Consider the following 20,400-nt stretch of genomic DNA (forward strand, 5'->3'; position numbering starts at 1 on the left):
AAAAGGCAAATATTTAATGAAGAGTAGAATTCATATTAACTTAAAAAAGCCTTCACTTCTGCTATATTTTTAGTTAAAGCTTTAATGTGCATCATTCATTTTGATACTAATCTTCGAATCAGTAATAATTTTAAACTTTGTTTCTTCATATTTTGGAGGTCCCATAAATCCTTTGGCATTATTAGAACAAGCAACAGGTTCTTTGGGCATACCTATAAAGTTTTTGTCTAGTTTTCCATTGTTGTTTTCATCGTGATATACCATAACGGTATATTCTCCTTTAGGAATATCAGTAAAAATAACAGTAGCTGAATTTGATTTTATTGGGGTGGAATCTTTTTTGTATGATGTTTTAAGAAATTTTTCTTTAGAATTGTACAGTTCTGCAGTTAGTAATCCAGTATTGTTTTTTAAACCCGAAACATTGATAGTTAGGTTTGAGCTTTGAGTATACCCTACACTACAAATTGATAATAAGATTACGGAGAAAAGCTTTGTCATGATTATTGATTTATATTTTTAAAAATTGATTACTTTATCTTTTTAAACTAAAATGACCTTTTGCTTCGCGCCCATCTTCCAGTTTTATACTATACCAATAATCATCACTAGGCATTTGGTTTCCTATAAAAGTGCCATCCCAACCATCGCTTAGTGCAGAAATTTGTTTTATTAATTTACCATATCGATCGTAAATAAAAATTTTTGCTCCTGCATTGAATGTTTCATTTACTCCCTTGATGTTCCAATAATCATTATAACCATCATTATTGGGTGTGAAAAACTTTGGAATTCCAAGCACCGCAATAGTTTTTTTAACAATCCCACATCCGTTTTTGTCACTAATATAAAGTTCGTGAATTCCAGGTGAAACATTCTCAAAAGAGTTGGATTCCTGAAAAGGACCAGTAGGTAAATCAATACTATATACATAATCTCCTTGGCCTGAAATGTTTGCTGACACGGTATTAAAATCGGAAAGATCTGAAATAGTTACCGAATTTAAATGGGCAATGTCCGAAGCTGTTACAGTAATACTTCTGGTTCTGTCACAACCTTTTTGGTTGAATACTGTTACTTCGTATATGCCTTCTTTGTTAACATCAAGAGTATAATTGTTTTCATTTGGAAGCGTTATTCCATCTTTGGTCCAAATATAATTGTAGTCAGTAATTGGAGTATTATCTATGATTCCAGCATTGAGAGTAACATAAAAACTTGGTAAATTTGAACATACTAATTCATTGTTATTTTGGTTCTGGTTAGTGTCAATGTTGGGTTTTGGATTCACTATAAGAGTTATATAAGGTCCTAATCCAAAGCAAGAATTGTCTAAATTACTCTCTACTCGTACCCAAATGTCTTGATGATTTGTTGTTACATTTCTATAATTAGAAGGATTTTGAATGCCATTAGTTTCTGCTAGAGCATCGGTTTCATTGACATAGAATTTTATGATGTAATTTGAGGAAGGAGTAGGGAGTAAGTTTTCGATATCAGTTTTTACGGAACTAAAATCAAATGTAGCTATACCATCTTTGTCGTCATTTGCAATATCGATAAAATCATCACAAACTTCAAGTGTTCTTTTGAACGAGGCGTTGATTTGTGTAGTAGAAACAATTAAATTTATTTCTGCTACACTAAAGCAGCCATTTGAGTTTTCGATTCTTGTCCAAATAGTATTATTTGCACTTGTAAAAGCAATAGGATTAGCAATAATTGCAGTCAGATCTTTTGTATTTGCAGCTGTTGAAGACGTATAATATGTAAAAGTTTCGTTTGTATAATTCGCAGAAATAAAGCTATTTTTCTCGGTTATGTTGAAGTTAGAAATACCATCTGTATCATCATCACACTGTATAATTGTAATTGGAGAATTTAATACTGGTAAAGAAAGTATTGTTAGGGTTACTACGGCTGAACTTAACCCGCAGGCATTATTATTTTTGTTTAATAGTACGCGATATTTATAGCCATTTATTGCGGGACTGACTTTAGTAATAAGTAATGATTTGGTATTGGTTCCTGAATAAATAGTATTATTTGTTAAAGTGTTCCAGTTATTACCATCGTCAGTAGAAAGTTGCCATTTAAAACCATCAGCATTAGATTCTATCGCAAAAGTGGCATTTTGTAATTCGCAAATGGATTGATTCTCAAGCTGTGTCGTCACAAGAATTGGAACAGCTATAACGTAATTATTGTTAGGAGTTGTGTATCCGTCTGTTTTACTGATTACAATTCCGTTTGTATTTACTACAATGGGAATGATTCCTAGTTGACCATCAAAATTTGGATCTGTAAATCCAGCTTCGATTATATCATTACAGAAATCATCGTCACTATCTATTTCAGTTTGATTTTTTATACCGTCGCCATCTGTATCTGCAACAGAATAGTTTAGAGTTCCATCGTCAAGATTTGTTTCTAAGGAATCAGCAAGTCCATTAGTTCCAAAAGCAGTTGTATCTACGATTCCATCTTTATCATTATCTAATGCATTACTTCCTGATTCAACTACATCATATATTCCATCATTATCACTATCCAAATCAAGGTAATTGGTCACCCCATCATTATCACTATCGATTGGATTTGAAGGTGGTTCAAAAATATCATCTAATCCATTTATATTGGCATCAGTGTTTGATAATGGTTTGGGAACTTTTTGATTTTCTATACTGTCAAGAATACCATCATTGTCCGAGTCTAAATCTATTTGATCGGGAATACCATCGCTATCATTATCTATTGGAATACAGGTAGCGATAAGTTTGAAAGTTGCTTTGTTTCCATCGGTGTCGAGCAGGTTTTTATGAGTGATTTTAAATGATTTGGTTTGATACGATTGAAATGAAAAAGTCCCTATTCCCGCTGCTAATGGTATATTTCCGTTGAGTCTAAAACGAATTTCAAATGATGAAAATTGAGTAACTCCACTTTCATAAATTCCGTCATAATTGGTGTCTATTAATAATTGATTGGTAGGATTTAAAACAGTTATGGTTTTATCTATATCTGAATTGATAATGTATTCTGAATTTGTATTTAATAAATCGGTTGAATTTGCAGTCGAAACATATTCTAAACTAATATTTATTGGCTTTGCGAAATTTAAATTATAGGAAACAGAGGCTCCTTTACCAGCCAAGACTTCGGTTACAAAACTACCATCTGTATTTCCTTTAAAAGGTGTTGATGCGGCTGGAATAGAATTAGTAATCGATCCCAAAAAGGAATTAGAATATGTACCTTTAGTTACTGTGCCTGAATTTGGGTTAAAACTATTGATTGGTTGACTACCAAATGATTCATTACAATTTAATATTCCATCATTATCATAATCAATATCAATATTGTCATTAGTTAGATCATTATCATTATTTATTGGACATTCGCTAACAGGGATTTTATCTGAAAAAATATCACTAAGGCAACCCGAAATACTTCCTTTTACTTGATAAAAACCAGGTTGTGTTGGCGTGTAACTATTGCTTGTTGCCGATAAAATTTCAATGTCATTTTTATACCATTGGAAAGTATCATAAGATGATAATGAATTTATTTTTAAAGATACATTTGGTATGCAGGCGGAATTTTCTAGTGAGATTTTGCCAGAAACAATTTCGGGTTTTAAATCAAAACCAGAATAATAACCTCCATAAGTTGCTGCTCCATTAGTGCCAAAATAGGAAACATAGACTTGCTTACTTGATTTGACAGCTATATTTCCAGACAAATTATTTACAGTATATAGTACGAAATTTGAGTTTCCTGTAATAGGAGTAGGTGAATCTTTAATTACTGAATTGTTTAATGAAACAGTTGCTCCTGATTCGGTAACAATATTCAAAACGCCTGTAAAAGTGGTGTTTCCAATAGATTGAATTAGGGGTATATTGTCAACAGAATTGGGTGTTGAACAATTTAGTGGAGGAACAAAAAACAAGTTTTGGTTAGCAGGTAAATCCGATCCTCCAATACTTTGATAAGCAAATAAATTTTTGGTTGCTTTAATGTACATGTTACCGTTGATGAATTGACTTCCATCTAGAGCAATATATTCACCATTATTTAGGGTTTTGAAAGGTATTGTGTTACCATTAAGGAATATTTGAGTTTGATCAGAATGGGCTATCAGTAAAACACGTTCCAATTCATCGGTTCCCACTCCTTTTACAAAAATATATTCTTTTCCTGTTTTTTCTAAAGAAACAATTTGATCAAAACCTAAATCTCTTCCTTGAGGTCCACTAGTGCCGTTTTCGGTTATTATCAAGGTACTATTACTTCCTCCAAATGAACCTGAATTAACTACAACAGGTTTATCTGAAGATACTAGAGCTCCAATTATTTTTGAACTATTGGAAACACTGCTAACATTATCATTTCGTAAGGCTAGAACATAACTTTCATTTTTGTTAAGTGTAATTGTAATTGGTCCTGAAATAGCTGGGCTGTTTAAAATTCGGGTTCCGTTTTGAAGATTTGAAATGATAACTTTGGTTCCGTTTTCGGTGGCAAGTATTGAAGCAAAATTTAATAATGTTATATCCAGAAGAGGATTCAACATAGCTCCTAATCTAAAGGTGGTTCCTAGTGCACTATTTCCTTTAGAAACTAATCCTCCTGCCTGGTTATAACCTCCAATCTCATTTACTCCTGCATTGACTCTTACACTAACATATATCAAATCCTCAGCTTCTATTATGTAGCCTTTATTAGCTATTATTCCGGTTTTTGTTATTGGAGTAAATAATTGAGTATTATCACCTGTTCCAATAGTATACCGATAAGGATTATTACTATTTACAGTTCCATAAATCACATTTCCACCATTGGCGATAATTTTAAAACTTATATTAGTAAGGCTTGGTGTTGAAATGTATAAATATTGGTCTTCTACTAATCCTGTTGCCGAAATTAATGGAGGAATATAGTGAGTTTTGCTAAATTGAGCAAAACAGTTTATTGTCAAAAAAATAAAAATGAAATGTATTTTTTTTACCATTAGTAATAATTTTTTGAGCTATCTTTTTAATGTGAAATGACCTTTTATGGTTTTGCCATCTTCAAATGTTATGCTAAACCAATAATCATCTGCGGGTAGTTCTCTTCCATTAAAGGTACCATTCCATCCATTACTTGTAGCACTTAATTCTTTTAATAATTTTCCATAGCGATCAAAGATTGTTATGGAAGATTTTGGAAGAACATCCAAATTTTTTATCTTCCAAGTATCATTGTAATTATCATTATTAGGTGTAAAAAAGCGAGGATAATCAAGTATGTAAACTTTGTATGGAGTAGATGTTCCACATCCATTTTTGTCTCTAACGGTTGCCCAATATGTTCCTGCATCTAAACCATTAAATACAGAGCTGTCTTGATAAGAATTCCCATCTAATGAAAATTCATAATTTCCATTACCGGTGTAGGATATAGAAACCGTGTTTTCGGCTCCTGCAAAGCCACTAACCGATACATTGGTTATTGTAGCTATTCCAGAAGGTTGTACAATGTATTCTTTTGTTTTTTGACAGCTTTCTATATTTGTAACTGTAACTGTATATTGACCTAGCATTGTCACAGTTGTTGAATTGGTTTTATCTCCATTACTCCATAAATAGTCTGCGAAGCCACTATCTACTGTTAAAGTTACATTTGTACCATCACATAAAAATGCAGTTGCTTCTTCGAAATTTGGAGGATTAAAAGTATGAACAATAAGAGTTTCTGGTGTGATTTCATAACAATCTGGGCCATTTACAATTCGAGCATAAATTATTTGCTGATTTGGAACAGTATTACTGAATAGATTAGGTAATTGATTCTTTTGAGCGATGGCATCGGTTTGAGTTGGATAATATTCAACGACTAATCCAGACGGTAATCCATTAATTACTTGAGGGGTAACTTTTATATTTAAATCAAATTCGGTTATTCCATCTTGTAATGCATCTGTGTCACAGCTTTCAATTGGATTTTGAAGTGCGATAGTGTTATTAGCTATAGCTAAATTTAATTTTGCATAATTAACACAATCAAATTCGTTACTTACTCGGGCATATAGAGTTTGATTGACTGTTGTGTTTTTAAAAGAATTTGGATTTAAAATAGGACTAATTTCTCCTTGTGCATTCGCTAATGAAGTATAATACACCAATTTTGTTAGTTTTAGATCATTGTTTTTAATAAGGTTATCCATCTTTGTTAAATCAAAAATGGAAATACCATCTGCATCAGCATCACATTGATATAAGCTTTGATCATTTAATACAATTTGAGGAGCATATTCAATTCGTATTTGATCTTCGGCAGTACAAGTGGATGGTAGCAAAGTAACTTTTACTTTGTAAGTTCCGGTATTAGTAACCGTAAGTGATGGTTTTATTTCTCCTGGAATTGGAGTTACTGAACCATCTTTAAACCATTCGTATCCATAATCTGTAGATAGTTTGGTATCAATAATATAGTTTTCTCCAAAGCAAATAGGGTCACTGTTGTTAGTGGTACGATCTGATCCTAAATCCATTTTTGCCGAAAAACTTCCCGCTTCCAGAAAAACGGCTGAGTCATAATACTGGGGACCATCATCAGCGATAACCAATTTTATGTGGTAAGTTTCACCAGCTATTACATCTGCCTGAGCATTCAGTTTTGTAGTTTGACCACTATAGTTTATAGGGCTTGTGTTGGTGTTAAAACCATTAAAATAAGTTTCATTAATAGCTGGACAACCAGGATGAGTAGTATTAAATTGATCTACAACTGAATTTATTATAGGATGTACGTTTTTAGAAGAAACAGTAGTAGTACTGTTAGGGAGAACTGCAATGTTTTTATAATTGTCCGTACTTCCTTTTTCTTTAATCAAAAAAGCAAAACCATCTGAATGTTCGCAAGGATAATAGGATTGATATTCGTTGGAAGCAAAAATATAATTAAAACTAATAAAATTTGTCAATGGAATAAAATCAAATTCAAGTACAGTAGCATTGATACTATTGATCCCTAATGTTTGATTAAGATCGCTATCACCAAGCCAAGATGTACTTCCGCCACCTACATTACTTACATAAGGGCCTATCGCTGTTTTGCAACTGGAAGTGCTTAATACTACTCCTTCTTTTAGAGGGAAATTACTGCTTCCCGCATTGAAATAGCCATAACTATTTTGTCCGACAGTATAAGAATCACCAGTAGCTTTAAAATCAGAAGCATTGGCGCATGTACTATTTACCAAAACATTTTCAACTAATTCTTGAGCTGTTTTGGTGTCGTCTACTGTAATATACTGGGCTGTTGCTGCAGTTGTAATGAAGTAGATTGCTAAAAATAAAATATTTTGTATACTATTCATAGTATACAAATATACTATAAATCTCTGTTTTTTAAGATCCTGTAGGATAGGAATAAAAACATCCCTGTCCAGCATAAAACTATTACAATATCAGAAAAATGTACGCTGTAATCTTTGATGTTTTCGACTCCCATTTGAGTACCAATAGATTTAACAAAGTTAGTTCTGGTAAAGGGTTCAACAATTAAATTTGACATCGCTTCCAAAGGAAAAAACTGTGTAATATAACTAGCTATTTTGCCTTCTGGAAAAATACGAAAGTTTAAAAAACCTTTAGCAACAGCTTCTATTACATTCCAAACCAAAAGAAACCCCAAAGCAAATGCTGATCTTTTTACCAATATTCCTAAGAATAAGCAGAACGAGAAGAAACCAACCAGTTTTATAAAAAATGCTAGAAGATAATCTAAATCAGAGAAAACAATGCTTAGTTCTGTATAAGATGAAAAACTAAACCCTAAAATTAAGGTCATTATAAAAACAAAAACGGTAGAACATAGTGAAAACAATACGATTGTTACAAATTTTGAAAGTATAAACTCCTTTTTGCTCAAACCATCAATTAGGTTTTGTTTTAAGGTTCCATAACTATATTCGTTTGCCATCATGGAGACAATAATAATTGCCAAAAAGAGTTTCAAAATTGCCGCTATATAGGTGTTAAAGTGCCAGATATATGGGAAATTAAAAATACCCATTTCAGCAATTTGAAATTTAATAGGGCCAATATTAAAATTGATAGAGGCTATCAAAGCAATAAAGGAAAGAAGTATAAAGTAAGTTAAAGTCAGTACGCGACTAGCTTTGTTTAACCATATTTTTTGCAATTCTATAGAGAGTAATCGTTTCATGTTTTTAATTTTAATTTTTGAAGTCAGACTTTAGAGCAACTTTAAAATGATTATTGTTTTTTGGTTAATTCTAAAAACTGTTCTTCTAAACTGTTTTTACGTTTTACCAAATGACTCAAACAAATATTATTCGTAAACAGAAACTGATTTAAATCTTTAGATTCCAATTTGCTTTTTAAATACACCAAAACTTTTGTGTCCGCTGTTGTTACTTTATCAACTGCAGGATGTGACTGTAAAACGCGGATTAAATATTCAGTATCATCAGCTTGTAATTCAAAGAAACCTTCATTGGCCGAAACTCCATCTACAGGACCTGAATAAAGAACTTGTCCTTTTCTTAAAACCAAAACATGCGAACATACTTTTTCTACTTCGTCTAATAGGTGAGAAGCCAGTAAAATGGTAGTTCCTTTGGCAGCAATTTGTTTTATAATATCCCTAATCTGATGAATTCCTTGAGGGTCCAATCCGTTGGTAGGTTCGTCAAGAATCAAAATCTCAGGATCATTTAGTAAGGCAGAAGCAATCGCTAGACGTTGTTTCATACCCAAAGAAAATGTGCTGAATTTGCTGTTTTTTCTATCAGTCAAACCTACTAATTCCAGTTTTTCATCAACTTTAGAATAGTTTATATTTTTTATTTTACAAACCAATTGCAAGTTTTGCTCAGCAGTCATGTAAGGATAAAAATTTGGTCTTTCAATAATGGCTCCCACTTTCTTCAAAGCTTCGTGTGTTTGAAGATTGCCCCCAAACCAACTATACTCACCTGAAGTTTTATTCACAACATTAAGAATAATACCCAAAGTAGTTGATTTTCCACTGCCATTAGGGCCTAGAATGCCATAAACATTGCCTTTTGTTATTTCTAATGAAACATTTTTTAAAGCTTGAAGGCTACCATAGCGCTTATTGAGGTTATGTATTGAAAGAATTGTTTCCAAAGTATATCGTTTTTTGTATAGGACGAGTTAGTTTGTTTTTTGTTACTCATGTTGTTAGTTTTTTTATTCCTTAATTATAAAGCACATATATTTAGTGTTTATTCGTTAGTTTGTAAAAGTATATATGGGCGTGCCCCTCCGTAAAAACTACGGGTCGGGCTTTTCGTTCCCGCTTTTTTATATTTGGCGAAGAAAAATCGCCAAATATAAAAAGAGCTCCACTGCAATCCCTCACGCAAAAGGAGATAGACGATAAATAAGAGAATTTTTTTGTATAATTTATATTGAAAGTTTTTATGATTTTAATAAAGTCAAAGCCTTGAATAAACAAGGGTTTTAATGTAAATTTGTAATAAATGTACCTGAAATGAGTGAAGCACCTTTAATGTTTTTTAAAAAACCATGTTACCCTATCAATAGTGCACTTTTAAATTATTTGGAAAGGTTTGATCTTGTATCAAAAGAACCAGTAATTTATGATGATCTTTTACGATTCACGGGTTCAATTAACGTTTTTGATAAAAAGGATCAGGATACTTTATGGATAAGAGTGTATTACAATGAATTTGAACGGGAAGAAATTGATTTAAATTTAAAGAAAGTATACTCATTATTGTATTCAGATGGTAATACTGAAATTTTGCAGTACTTAAATGTTGATGCAATTGACTATTGTACTTTTGGAAATTCGAAGCCATTTCGTATAAAAGTGCGAAATATTCTGAATGACAATTACACTTATTTTTATATTAAAAAAGCAGATGCTTCAAGAGTCTATGGATTAGAATTGGAGCATTTATTATCACCTTATAAAATCAATTTTTTAGTGTTTAAAGACACTTTGATAGAAGAACATATTACAGGAATTCCAGGTGATGTTTTTATGCAAACTTTCTTGCCAAGATGTACCGAAACCGAAAAGGCTCAGATTGCCAAAGAATTTGTGAAGTTTAATGAGCGTTGTATGATTCGCTTATTGGGAGACATGAGATCGTATAATTATGTTGTTATTCCGATTCACGATTTTGATCAAATTGTTTTTAAAATTCGACCTATTGATTTTGATCAGCAATGTTATGAAGGTAATTTTAAAGTATATCGTCCTCAGTTTTTCAAGGAAAATTATCCTATGATTAAAAATATTAAAGAAAAACTTCAAGACAGGTCTATTGAACAATATAAAAATGAAGAACGATCTGCTCTGGCCAAACGAATCCACACGGCCGAAAATAGAATTAAGATTCTAATGAAAATTATGGGTAATGACTATATTTCCAATGAAGAAAATCTTAATCAATTAAAAAAGGAATTATATCGTTATACAAACGATATGAATTTTAAAAACGCTAAATCGATGGGAAATGTTTTAAGTGCCGCATTTGAATTTGTCTCTAGAAACTTCAATAGCGCCAATTTATTCAAACCAGGATTTTAACGAAAAAATTACAGAGAAGAAAGATTTTTTCTATTGAAATGATTGATTAAAGTCTCATTTATTTCTTTTAACTCTGGAGTTAACAAATTCTTTTTATTCTGTAAATCATTTGTTAATTCAACTTGACAGACTGTGCATTTATATTCTTTAAAATGGTTTGTTACATTTCTGACAGTCACTATCTTGTGACCAAAAATAGAACATGCAGTCTTTTTGTCAACAAATTTTGACATAAAATATAAAAAGCTCATAGTGTGGTATTTATATATTTTGGCAAACTTATAATAAAAAGATTTAGTTTTCAAATAAATCCGATTAAATGCGCTTTTTTAACCAAAAAGAAGTTTAAATCTTACGAATTTATTATAATTTGTTTCATCTTAATAAATTATTGTTAAAAAAAATCCTCAATTACCTAAGTAATTGAGGATTGTGTTTTTTGAATAATTAACGTTTGAAAGATTATTCCAGTAAGATTAAGATTTTTGTTCTTTATTGAAATAAACCAAGTAGTAATACATTTGTTTTTCTTCATCCCAACCTTTTTCTACAAATTTCTCAGCACTTTCTGGATTGATGAAATCCATTTTTATTTGAATGTTAGTATCTAGATTAATAACGTTTTTTATAGATTTTCTAGCATCACTTACAGCAGCATTCGCAATTGGAAAAGAAGTTACATCTTCAATGCTGTATTTTTCTCCTTTATCCATTTTGTAATTTTTGAATTCAGGAATCAAATCAGGATTGTCTAATACTTCGTTCAGGAAATTGCTTTCTTCAAATTGATCATTTTTAGCAAAATAATTGACAGAACGGTTCATAAACATTACCTCTTCCTTTTTGTCTTCAGCAGGGAAAACAACATCTTTGGCAAAGTTTTGACAAAATTTCAAGTATTTTTTAGTGATGAAATTTTCATCTTCAAAAGCATCTACAGATAAGAAATGCTCCAACCAATATCTGGCATCGTAACGATTACTATCAACAGATAGAATTTTATACCCTTCTTCTTTTTTATAATTAAAAATCAAACACCCCTTGTCTAGTTTATTCAAACTAACTCCGTGTTGAAGAATCATTTCCAATTGTGTTTCTTTTTCTTCAAACTGTAAAAAGTCAGATTGAATTTCACTTTTGAAAATACCAATAGCATCAACAACATTATTATCAATACTCAAATTGGTTAGATACGTTACATATACTTCACCGTTTTTGATGTGTGGATGATTTGATTGTTCAAAAAGGTGTTTGGTTATCTTTTTAGAAACATCATGTAAACTATTTGGATTGCTAAAAATTTCCGTAGCATATTTAAACATATCATTGTAGTCTAAATCTACTTCGTGTGCAAATTGAAAATAGTTCTCTTCTTTTTCTTTGAATGATTTAAAGAAAAATTCCTTCATCAAAGGCACAATTTCATCGTTCAATTTAAAAGGTTCTTCCGATAAAAAAAGAGGCTCGTTGCGACTCATGTTTCCCACACGGTGGATGGCTAAAGTTTCAATGTGCGTGTTGTATAAATTGATCATATTTTTGAGTTTTTATTTTATTAGATAAAAGAAGCAAGATGAAAGAGAAAAGTAATTGTGTTTAACTTCTTCTGTCTTTAATCTTGCCGCTAATTTTTATTCTATTTTCCTAAATGCTAAAAGCTATTTGCTTTAGTTCCAATTTTCTTCAAAACCATAGTCTTCAAAACTATCGTCTCCTTCAAACATATCCAAGTCATCTTCGTCTAAATCGTCTTCAAACTCACCATAGATATCATTGTGCATACTATCTTCAGCTTCAAAGTTTTTTTCTAGAGCTTCATCTGGCATTTCTCCGTGAGAGAAAATAGTTTCAGGGTATGTATTTCCAACAGCTTGCTCTTCAATAGCTGCCAATTCTACTAAGAAAGTCCACATATTGATGAAATCATAGACATAGATAATCTTGGTATTTTCCTCGTCTAATATATCAGATAATGCATAATCACTCATGATTTTTTGTTCGCCAGGAACATCACCAGTATCAAACATAGAAATTTCATCTTCCTGATTCCAAGTTTCATCGCAAGTGTAGAATGAAGCTACTTCCATTCCGTCAAAACCAAATGAATTGAAAATTGCATTGTGTAAATCTTCTAAAGTGTCTTCTGCAAGTATTGCTATGTCTCTAAAAATGTCTTCTTCGGCATCTAGAATGACTCTGAATTTATAAACCATAATCTTTGTTTTTATTGAAAGAGCAAATGTAAAGTTTAATTTTAGATTTCAGATTTCAGAATCGGGATTTGTTGAAAAGATTTTCTGAATTGAATTTGTTATTTTGTCGTGTTGTACTCTTTTATGGTTTTTATTACTATTGTTTCCAATTCATCATAATTCATTCCAAACTGTTTTTCTAAAACCAATTTAAAATTATCCTGATTGGAATTGTACAGTTCCCAGATTCCTTTTTCACCCTGTTTTTCATAAACAAGTCTGCAAATCACCCCACCAGTAACATATAAAATGTTATTGTCAAATTTATTGCGGAATTTAAAAGTCATAATATCTTCTAAAGTAAGCTTATCTTGTTTCTGAAATGTTTTTGAAACTTCTTTTAAAGCTTCTTCAAAACTTGTATTACTATTTGGCCCTGCTAACCAAGTAGCTAATCCTTCTGTTATTATTCCTGGACAACCTAAATTACCATCCTTTGGCATAGGAAATAATAAATGAACAAATTCGTGCGGATAATTTTCCTTTCCATAAGTAGTAAAAATTTCTCTTGTAGAATGAAAGGTTTGACCTCCTAAATAAGACATCCAATAATCAAAATTATAAAGCTTGCCCATCGCATCAGAATTTGGTAACTGAAAATAGGTAAAAGGTTCGATTCTTATATTAAATTGTTTTGCAATTTTTTCACAAAATGCTACAGCTTTAGAAGCTTCTTTTTTGTTGAAGCTACAATCTGGATGTACCACATAGTTTATGAATTTGTATTGATACTTTTTCCATTTTCTAGTATCATAAGAGATTGTATTTTCTAATTTGAATTCCCCTTTGGCATCTCTTACAGCATATAATTTGGTAATCCAATCTGGAGAAAATTTTTCATTTTCTCCATCGGGACATTTTTCAGAAAAAATAGTTTTGATCTGATATCTGTTTGTGGCAACACTGTCTATTTGCAGTATTTTAGGGATAGAGCGACTAAAATACTTGGTTGAATTATTATAATAAAACATCAAATTAGCAGCTCTGTCAACTCTTAATTTATTTTTTACATAATATTTAGCTTCATTAACATTCCAATCTGGATTTTGATAAATACTATCAGGTCTTGAATTAAGATAGTGTTTATATAGATGATATACCTCTTTAATAGCAACTTTAGAAGTATCAACTCTAGCTGAAATATTGGGTACAATAGTTTGTCCATTAGTACCAATACTTATTAAAATAACTACAATTAGAAACTGATATTTTTTCATTTTATTTAAATAATTTGAGCCCTTTGACGACATTTTATAGTTGAATTTACTTTCCAGTTTCAATAAACAGTAAAGCCCTATCTAAAACCTCGTCTCTTCCTTCTTGAATCCCTTTAATAGTTGGTTTAACTTCGATGTCTGGAATAATCCCGATTCGTTGGGTTTCGCTTCTGTCAGGATAATAAACACCAATTCCTGTAAAGGCAGTGTAGAATGCTTTTATTACTTGAAATTGAGTTGTGTTTCCATCAGCGCCAGCGGTTTGGCTGCCTATGATCGTAGTATTACCCGCAGTTTTAAAGCTCATAGCGATCCATTCGGATTGGCTTATAGATTCTTGATTAAGTAATACAATAACTTTTCCTTTGTAATTGGCATTGTTCTCAATTCCTGAAGGGTGCGACTTAGTCCATGTAAATCTTCCAGGATAAGTATAGTCTGGTTGTGTATACATTGCAAATCCACTTTCTTTAGTTTTTAAGAAATTTGATACTGCTTCCATGGTTCCTTGCGGATAATTACGCATATCAAAAATAATGGACTTGGTTGATTGTAAGGTTTCGATCATATCAGGAACATTCTTAACTTCCAAAATTCCCATATCTACATAACCGATATTATTGTCTAAAAGTTTGAATTTTTCTTTTTTGACTCTAGCTCCTCTTTTAAATTCATTTCTATGAGAATCATGATAATTGTACCAATTTATATTTTTTGTTGAATATTTCCCATCTTGCAAAAATTCTAGTTTTACACTATCCGAATATCCGTACAGTACAGATTCTACTAATCGGTCTAAATAAACTGGTTCGTTTGAGGCGGGTATTAAATCTCTGTTTTCTATTATAATTTGTTTTATTGTTTTGTCGTTTATTTTAGTAATAACTGTTCCTATTTTTATATTTTGGGCTAGTGCTAGGCTGTCTGCTAAAATTTCGGTAACGATTATTTTTTCATCAATTATTTTGCCTTTGGCAGGAAAATAGTTTTTGATTTTGATTGACTCTTGGTTTGGATATGCGTAAAATGTAACGTGAGAATCATTGAGTTTGACAGTCAATTTTTCAAATACATTACAAAACTCTTCATTGTTTTTAGCTTCGCTAAACTGAGGAATCATTTTGTCTAAAGTAAAATCCCATTTTTGATCCATGATATATTTATAAGGATAAAAATACTCTATCAGATTCCAATACATAAACAATGCTAGAATCCTGGATTTTTTTTCCTTGAAGTTGAGGTCTGAAAGATTTTCGTTTATAGGATTAACGTTTCCCGCTTTTTGCCCTTCTACATAATGTTGTTCACCTTGAAATCTATTATCCTCTATAAATTTTAATTTCGCAGAAAGTTTTTTCGAAAACAACTTACTATTGTTTGTCCAACTCAAATCAAAATTTTTATCAAAATATTCGATATCTTTTGGTGGGATAATTGGAGCAATTTTTTTTACTTCTCCCAAAGCATCTATCCAATTTTCCAGAATTAATGAAAATTCTTCTTTAGTTTGAGCTTGTTCAATTTTTGGTAAAACTTCAAAAAGTTGTTCGTCCCAGTTTTTACTACCATCAGCAACATTCGGATGATAATATTTAAGAAATCCCCAAACTTTGCAAGTGGCAGCGAGTTTTTGAGTTTCGGTAAGTTTGGTTTGGCAGAAAATAATTTGAGTAAATACTAAGAATAAAAATAAGAAGTTTTTTTTCATTTGGGGGCTAATTGAAAAAGTGAGTATATTTTTATCAAAAATAGAATTATAAATTTTAAATAAAAATATACTCACAAAAAAAACACCAATTTTCAAAAACTAATTTGTGAAAATTGATGCAATTCGTGTTAACATTTTTATCGTAAAAATTTTAGTCTTCAAAAATCATCTTCTGATAACTTTCGAAATCCTCTTTCTAAGCTTATGATATTTTTTATGCGTTGGATAATACCTGTTGGGTGTCATGTTATTAAAAATTAAAGCCACAGTAAGCAAAATCAAAACACCAACAAGAACAGGTGATAAGACATACATATAGCCTAAAGCTTTTATTTTATCAGAACCAATAATGGCAATAAGTGCCGTTGCACCTCCCGGCGGATGCAAGGTTTTCGTCATTTGCATAAAAATGATAGCAAACGAAACGGCTAGGGGAGCAGCTATCCAAATGATATCAGGAGCTAATTTATGTACTGTAACACCAACTAATGCCGAAATCAAATGCCCTCCAACCAGATTTCTTGGTTGCGAAAATGGACTTTGAATAATACCATAAATCAATACACTCGATGCTCCAAATGAACCAATTAAATAAACCGCATCGTTTCCTTTGAAATGGATAGATTGAATATAAGCTAGAATTCCGATACCAACAAATGAACCTAGAAAAGACCAGAAATGTTCTTTAAAATCAATTAAAGTTTCTTTATAAAGTACGTATTTTGTTTTACGATAACCTCTTTTTATTTTCTGGACAGGCATAGGTTTATTTTATTATACTAGGCGAATAAGAGTAAACTGTAAATGGATAAATCATTTTTGCAGTATATTTTGAAATTAGGCAAACTACTAATATTGGAAAAAATAAAGTGTAATCATTGGTTAAACCACATACTAAAAAGATAGCCGTAAAAGGAGCATGAATACTGGCACTTAATACCGCAGCCATTCCGATAATCATAAAGTTTAAAGGAATTACTTGTATATTAAAGTAGGTATTTAATATCGATGAAAGTAACAATCCTAAAAAAGCTCCAATAAAAAGACTAGGAGCGAAAACACCGCCATCACCACCAGAAACTAAAGTTATAGAGGTTACAATTGGTTTTAAAATTAAAATCCCAATGAAAGTTAAAGCTAAAGTTATGGTTAATGGTAGTTGGGTTGAATTACCAAAAATCATTTTTATAGAATGATATCCTTCTCCATATAATTGTGGAAAAATAAACAATGAAACAGTCAGAACAATCGAGCCTATTATTATTTTGTAATAATGAGTTTCGATTTTAGCAAATTGAGATTTAAAAAACAAAACACAACGAGTAAGATAAACCGAATTTATTCCAGCTAGAATACCCAAAAGAATAAAATAAGGAATTGCTTTTACATGCCAGGTTGTAATAGAAACCGTAAATAATGGCTCTTCTTTTAATATGGATAGCAAAGCAAAAGCAATTGAAACTGCAATAACAGTTGAAATAATATAAGCCTTAGTAACTTTTCTTGAAATAACTTCGACAGCAAATAAAATTCCAGCTATTGGACTGCTGAATAACGCCGTGATCCCAGCAGCAACTCCAGCGCATATTAATTCTGTTTTGTATTGACGAAAAATAGTTGATTTTTGTTGTGCTACAGAACCAATTGTTGCGGTAGCAACAACAGTAGAAATCTCAATTCCAGTTGAACCTCCAAAAATAACGGTTAATAATCCATTTATAAAATGGGATGGAATTTTATAAGAAGGTAAGTTTTTTGAACTCGATTCGGTACTTTCAAAAACTTCTTTAATGCCTTTGTTCTCTTTTTTCTTAAAAAGATATTGTCTTAAAAAATAAATTACTGATAATCCAAAAATAGGAAAGATGACTAAATATATTGGAGTTAAAGTTACTTCTCGAAGAAAAACACCTTCGTAGTATTCGGTCATTTTCTTTAGTGTAATACCTAAAAATGCAGAAAGAAAACCGATTAAAGTGGAAACTATTATTAATTTTCGAAGAACAATGAATTGATGATTTTTTTTGATTTTAGCCGTTTTATTCATCAGTAGTAAGTTTGTAAAGCGTAAAAAGTTATACGTTTCGCAAAATTAAAGAATCAATATGGTATTCTCCTAAAAAATAACCCTTTTATTATGTTAAAATTGATAAAATGACAATTATTGCTCATAAAATTCAATGGGTGTATTATCTGGATCAGCTATAAAGAAAAATTTCTTTTCAGTAAATTCATCGATGCGTATTTCCTCGGCAATGCAGCCTTGATTGATTATGTATTGTCTTGTTTCCTGAATGTCATTCACTTCAAAAGCCAAGTGGCGTAATCCAGCAGCTTCTGGTCTTGATGGACGTTGTGGAGGATTTGGAAAGGAAAATAATTCAATAATATAGTTTCCATTCAGAGCTAAATCAAGTTTATAGGATTGTCGCTCTTCACGATAGATTTCTTGTATAGGCGTTAGCCCTAAAATAGCGGTATAAAAATGTTTTGATTTTTCGTAATCAGAAGAGAGAATAGCGATGTGGTGTATTTTGTTTAATGCAATCATTGTAAATAAGTCATGTTAGGTAAATTGGCATCTGGATTTTGTTCTAATGCTTTAGAATGTAATTTCTCAATCAGTTTTTTGGTGTTTTCTATTGAATTAATTCTGAAAAGAAATAACACTTCATTTTCATCATCGACATTTTGCCAAATATGCTCTAAATACATTTCTTCGGATGCATGAAAAGCTTTGTCGTTTTCTAAGACCTCTTTGATGGTTTCAAAAGGTACATTTCTGAGTTTTGCTAAAAGGTGTGGCATCTTTAATTTTGTTTAAATTATTATACTTAAAATTTTATAGCCTTTAGAACAGGAGTTTACAAGTATTCAACAATAAAAAAATAGAGTAGCGCCCATGTTCCAATAAAAAATAATCCAAGGTATACGTTATTTAAATTTTGCTTTAAGTCTTTTTTAATTAGAAGTCTGTATAAAGCCCAGCCTATGAAAGCGATTGATAAACCTATTACCATTACAATTCTTGACATAATTCTTTAATTTTTCTTGTTAGTTTATTGAATTTTAATATTCTGTAGTAACATCGTTACGAATTCATTAATATGCAATACAAACTTTCTTATTTATACCCAAAACAGTCTAGATTGGTGAAAGTTTGTTCTGTTTTATTCTTTTATTAAAGATAGTTAATAATGAGTAGAAACTTATAAAGCTCAAATTTTGTTTATTTCAGCTGTTTTTGTGCTCCGTCCAGTTAAATAAGGACTCCGAAGAAAAAATAATGCCTTCAAATGAGCTTCGGACTCCTTCAAACATACTTCGGACTCCTTCAAATGAGCTTCGGATTCCTTCAAACGAGCTTCGGACTCCTTCAAACATACTTCGGACTCCTTCAAATTAGCTTCGGACTCCTTCAAACGAGCTTCGGACTGCCTCAAGCAAGCTTCTAACTGCGGCAAACGATCTTCGGGCGCCGTTTTATAATCAACGGATTAAAATTTAGGTTTTACTATTTTATCATGAATTTTTACTGTTTCCTGCAAAGCAGCACTAGCATACCAAGGTGTTAATTCGGCTTCTAGTAAGTTGGATTGTATAGCAGGATCGGTAGCAACAAGTGCTTTGGCCTCTTCAACGGTTTCAACATTAAAAATATAAATACCTCTGTAATTTCTATCATTTTTCATAAAGGGCCCCGCAACAACCAATTTTCCTTCTTTTGCTAATCGGCCAATATTAGTCATGTGCCCCTCAAATGCTTTTTGAGATTCTTCTTTAGTAGCTGTTGTGTTAGTTCCAGTTTTTAAAAGACAAAATACATATTTCTTCATGCCACGTTCATCAGCATTTAGAGATTTTGCCAGTTTTTCGTCGTATTTAGATTCTGTTTCCTGTGAAAAAGAAACTAAACTCAGGAATAAAAAAGCGAGGATTAGTATTGGTTTTTTCATATAAAATAGAAATTTAAGGATAGAACAATTTTGTTTTTTTAGGATTAGAAATTGTTATTTATTTAGCATTCGGTTATTTGTCAGTTCGATGTTTTTTATCGATGCTACTGGGGCAATTTTTATGGTTTGATTGCCTTTGGCTATATAAAAATAATATTCTGTATTAGAATTTATTATGAAAACATTTTCGGATTCTCCGCTATTATAGTTGAGTTTGTAATCATATTCTAGTTTGTTGTTTTTTATTTTTTTTGAAATAAAGTAGCCTCCGGCTAAACCAAAACCTAAAAAAATTGATAATATAGAAGTGCAAAGAGTTTTTATCGAAATTGTGATATAATATTTATTTAGATCTTCTGCTGATAATTCATCTTTTGTTTTTTTTAATTCAAAAAGTTTTCTAACCCAATTTTTGTGGTCATTTTTAAGCAGTATGTTGGGTAAATAAAAATGTAATACGATGATTATAATTACAGCGATTAATGTAAATGGATTTGAAGTTAATGTCGCTAATGGGCTAATTAAAATGTCCATAATTGATGAATAGGTCAAAATATTAATCCCTATTTGATAAAAGAATACACTTTCTTTTATAATCCCCATTAATACTAGGAAAACATAACCTAAGGGGAGCAGATGTTCAATCTTATCAATATATTTCATATCAT

The 20,400-nt window shown here is 31.2% G+C and carries 17 protein-coding genes; 1 reads left to right on the plus strand and 16 read right to left on the minus strand.

Annotated elements, in window-relative coordinates; translation table 11 throughout:
• Nucleotides 1-81 precede the first annotated feature (81 nt).
• Genes CLU82_RS14760 through CLU82_RS14780 form a run of 5 tightly spaced genes read right to left on the minus strand, consistent with a single transcriptional unit; the run spans nt 82 to nt 9,164 of the window.
• A complete protein-coding gene (locus tag CLU82_RS14760; RefSeq protein ID WP_100843796.1) occupies nt 82-501 on the minus strand; it encodes a DUF2141 domain-containing protein in 420 nt (139 codons plus the stop codon).
• A 34-nt stretch (nt 502-535) separates the two neighbouring features.
• Nucleotides 536-5,014: a T9SS type B sorting domain-containing protein gene (locus CLU82_RS14765; protein WP_100843797.1), complete on the minus strand. Its 4,479-nt coding sequence runs from the start codon at nt 5,012-5,014 to the stop codon at nt 536-538.
• A gap of 18 nt (nt 5,015-5,032) precedes the next feature.
• A complete protein-coding gene (locus CLU82_RS14770; protein ID WP_100843798.1) occupies nt 5,033-7,366 on the minus strand; it encodes a T9SS type B sorting domain-containing protein in 2,334 nt (777 codons plus the stop codon).
• 14 nt (nt 7,367-7,380) lie between these two features.
• On the minus strand, nt 7,381-8,217 hold the full coding sequence (locus CLU82_RS14775) for an ABC transporter permease (RefSeq protein WP_100843799.1): 837 nt from the start codon (nt 8,215-8,217) through the stop codon (nt 7,381-7,383).
• Nucleotides 8,218-8,267: 50 nt separating this feature from the next.
• The gene (locus CLU82_RS14780) at nt 8,268-9,164 is read right to left on the minus strand and encodes an ABC transporter ATP-binding protein (protein WP_100843800.1); all 897 of its coding nucleotides are present in this window, start codon (nt 9,162-9,164) and stop codon (nt 8,268-8,270) included.
• Nucleotides 9,165-9,531: 367 nt separating this feature from the next.
• Here CLU82_RS14780 and CLU82_RS14785 point away from each other — a divergent pair, with 367 nt between their 5' ends.
• Nucleotides 9,532-10,599 carry a hypothetical protein gene (locus tag CLU82_RS14785; RefSeq protein ID WP_100843801.1) on the plus strand — a complete coding sequence of 356 codons (1,068 nt, stop codon included), beginning with the start codon at nt 9,532-9,534 and terminating at the stop codon, nt 10,597-10,599.
• Between the two features lie 476 nt (nt 10,600-11,075).
• Here the strand turns inward: CLU82_RS14785 and CLU82_RS14795 are convergent, their stop codons facing one another.
• From CLU82_RS14795 to CLU82_RS14845, 11 genes are all read right to left on the minus strand, one after another.
• Entirely contained in the window at nt 11,076-12,134 is a 1,059-nt protein-coding gene (locus CLU82_RS14795) for a nucleoid-associated protein (RefSeq protein WP_100843803.1), read from the minus strand.
• A gap of 132 nt (nt 12,135-12,266) precedes the next feature.
• Nucleotides 12,267-12,812, minus strand: coding sequence for a hypothetical protein (locus CLU82_RS14800; protein WP_100843804.1), 546 nt, complete (start codon nt 12,810-12,812; stop codon nt 12,267-12,269).
• 98 nt (nt 12,813-12,910) lie between these two features.
• Nucleotides 12,911-14,068, minus strand: coding sequence for a hypothetical protein (locus CLU82_RS14805; RefSeq protein WP_157813367.1), 1,158 nt, complete (start codon nt 14,066-14,068; stop codon nt 12,911-12,913).
• 46 nt (nt 14,069-14,114) lie between these two features.
• Entirely contained in the window at nt 14,115-15,776 is a 1,662-nt protein-coding gene (locus tag CLU82_RS14810; protein WP_100843806.1) for a S41 family peptidase, read from the minus strand.
• 165 nt (nt 15,777-15,941) lie between these two features.
• Nucleotides 15,942-16,538: an HPP family protein gene (locus CLU82_RS14815; RefSeq protein WP_100843807.1), complete on the minus strand. Its 597-nt coding sequence runs from the start codon at nt 16,536-16,538 to the stop codon at nt 15,942-15,944.
• A gap of 4 nt (nt 16,539-16,542) precedes the next feature.
• Complete coding sequence (locus tag CLU82_RS14820; protein WP_100843808.1) at nt 16,543-17,823, minus strand: chloride channel protein; 1,281 nt, start codon at nt 17,821-17,823, stop codon at nt 16,543-16,545.
• Nucleotides 17,824-17,937: 114 nt separating this feature from the next.
• Nucleotides 17,938-18,327 carry a VOC family protein gene (locus CLU82_RS14825; protein WP_100843809.1) on the minus strand — a complete coding sequence of 130 codons (390 nt, stop codon included), beginning with the start codon at nt 18,325-18,327 and terminating at the stop codon, nt 17,938-17,940.
• Complete coding sequence (locus tag CLU82_RS14830) at nt 18,324-18,584, minus strand: hypothetical protein (RefSeq protein ID WP_100843810.1); 261 nt, start codon at nt 18,582-18,584, stop codon at nt 18,324-18,326. The genes CLU82_RS14825 and CLU82_RS14830 overlap by 4 nt, the downstream gene beginning before the upstream one ends.
• 426 nt (nt 18,585-19,010) lie before the next feature.
• Nucleotides 19,011-19,160, minus strand: a complete 150-nt coding sequence (locus CLU82_RS21020) for a hypothetical protein (RefSeq protein WP_157813368.1) — start codon at nt 19,158-19,160, stop codon at nt 19,011-19,013.
• 113 nt (nt 19,161-19,273) lie between these two features.
• Entirely contained in the window at nt 19,274-19,732 is a 459-nt protein-coding gene (locus tag CLU82_RS14840) for a YciI family protein (protein WP_100843812.1), read from the minus strand.
• 54 nt (nt 19,733-19,786) lie between these two features.
• Nucleotides 19,787-20,395 carry a hypothetical protein gene (locus CLU82_RS14845; protein WP_100843813.1) on the minus strand — a complete coding sequence of 203 codons (609 nt, stop codon included), beginning with the start codon at nt 20,393-20,395 and terminating at the stop codon, nt 19,787-19,789.
• Nucleotides 20,396-20,400 lie beyond the last annotated feature (5 nt).

Origin of the sequence: Flavobacterium sp. 5 (assembly GCF_002813295.1) — a bacterium.
Lineage (GTDB): Bacteria > Bacteroidota > Bacteroidia > Flavobacteriales > Flavobacteriaceae > Flavobacterium.

Bases quoted from the DNA above. Each gene is read 5' to 3' on its own strand.
- CLU82_RS14810 (WP_100843806.1), bottom strand. From the start codon at position 15,776: ATGAAAAAAAACTTCTTATTTTTATTCTTAGTATTTACTCAAATTATT.
- CLU82_RS14785 (WP_100843801.1), top strand. From the start codon at position 9,532: ATGAGTGAAGCACCTTTAATGTTTTTTAAAAAACCATGTTACCCTATC.
- CLU82_RS14820 (WP_100843808.1), bottom strand. From the start codon at position 17,823: ATGAATAAAACGGCTAAAATCAAAAAAAATCATCAATTCATTGTTCTT.
- CLU82_RS14770 (WP_100843798.1), bottom strand. From the start codon at position 7,366: ATGAATAGTATACAAAATATTTTATTTTTAGCAATCTACTTCATTACA.
- CLU82_RS14775 (WP_100843799.1), bottom strand. From the start codon at position 8,217: ATGAAACGATTACTCTCTATAGAATTGCAAAAAATATGGTTAAACAAA.
- CLU82_RS14825 (WP_100843809.1), bottom strand. From the start codon at position 18,327: ATGATTGCATTAAACAAAATACACCACATCGCTATTCTCTCTTCTGAT.
- CLU82_RS14765 (WP_100843797.1), bottom strand. From the start codon at position 5,014: ATGGTAAAAAAAATACATTTCATTTTTATTTTTTTGACAATAAACTGT.
- CLU82_RS14845 (WP_100843813.1), bottom strand. From the start codon at position 20,395: ATGAAATATATTGATAAGATTGAACATCTGCTCCCCTTAGGTTATGTT.
- CLU82_RS14840 (WP_100843812.1), bottom strand. From the start codon at position 19,732: ATGAAAAAACCAATACTAATCCTCGCTTTTTTATTCCTGAGTTTAGTT.
- CLU82_RS14805 (WP_157813367.1), bottom strand. From the start codon at position 14,068: ATGAAAAAATATCAGTTTCTAATTGTAGTTATTTTAATAAGTATTGGT.
- CLU82_RS14800 (WP_100843804.1), bottom strand. From the start codon at position 12,812: ATGGTTTATAAATTCAGAGTCATTCTAGATGCCGAAGAAGACATTTTT.
- CLU82_RS21020 (WP_157813368.1), bottom strand. From the start codon at position 19,160: ATGTTTGAAGGAGTCCGAAGCTCGTTTGAAGGAATCCGAAGCTCATTT.
- CLU82_RS14760 (WP_100843796.1), bottom strand. From the start codon at position 501: ATGACAAAGCTTTTCTCCGTAATCTTATTATCAATTTGTAGTGTAGGG.
- CLU82_RS14795 (WP_100843803.1), bottom strand. From the start codon at position 12,134: ATGATCAATTTATACAACACGCACATTGAAACTTTAGCCATCCACCGT.
- CLU82_RS14815 (WP_100843807.1), bottom strand. From the start codon at position 16,538: ATGCCTGTCCAGAAAATAAAAAGAGGTTATCGTAAAACAAAATACGTA.
- CLU82_RS14830 (WP_100843810.1), bottom strand. From the start codon at position 18,584: ATGCCACACCTTTTAGCAAAACTCAGAAATGTACCTTTTGAAACCATC.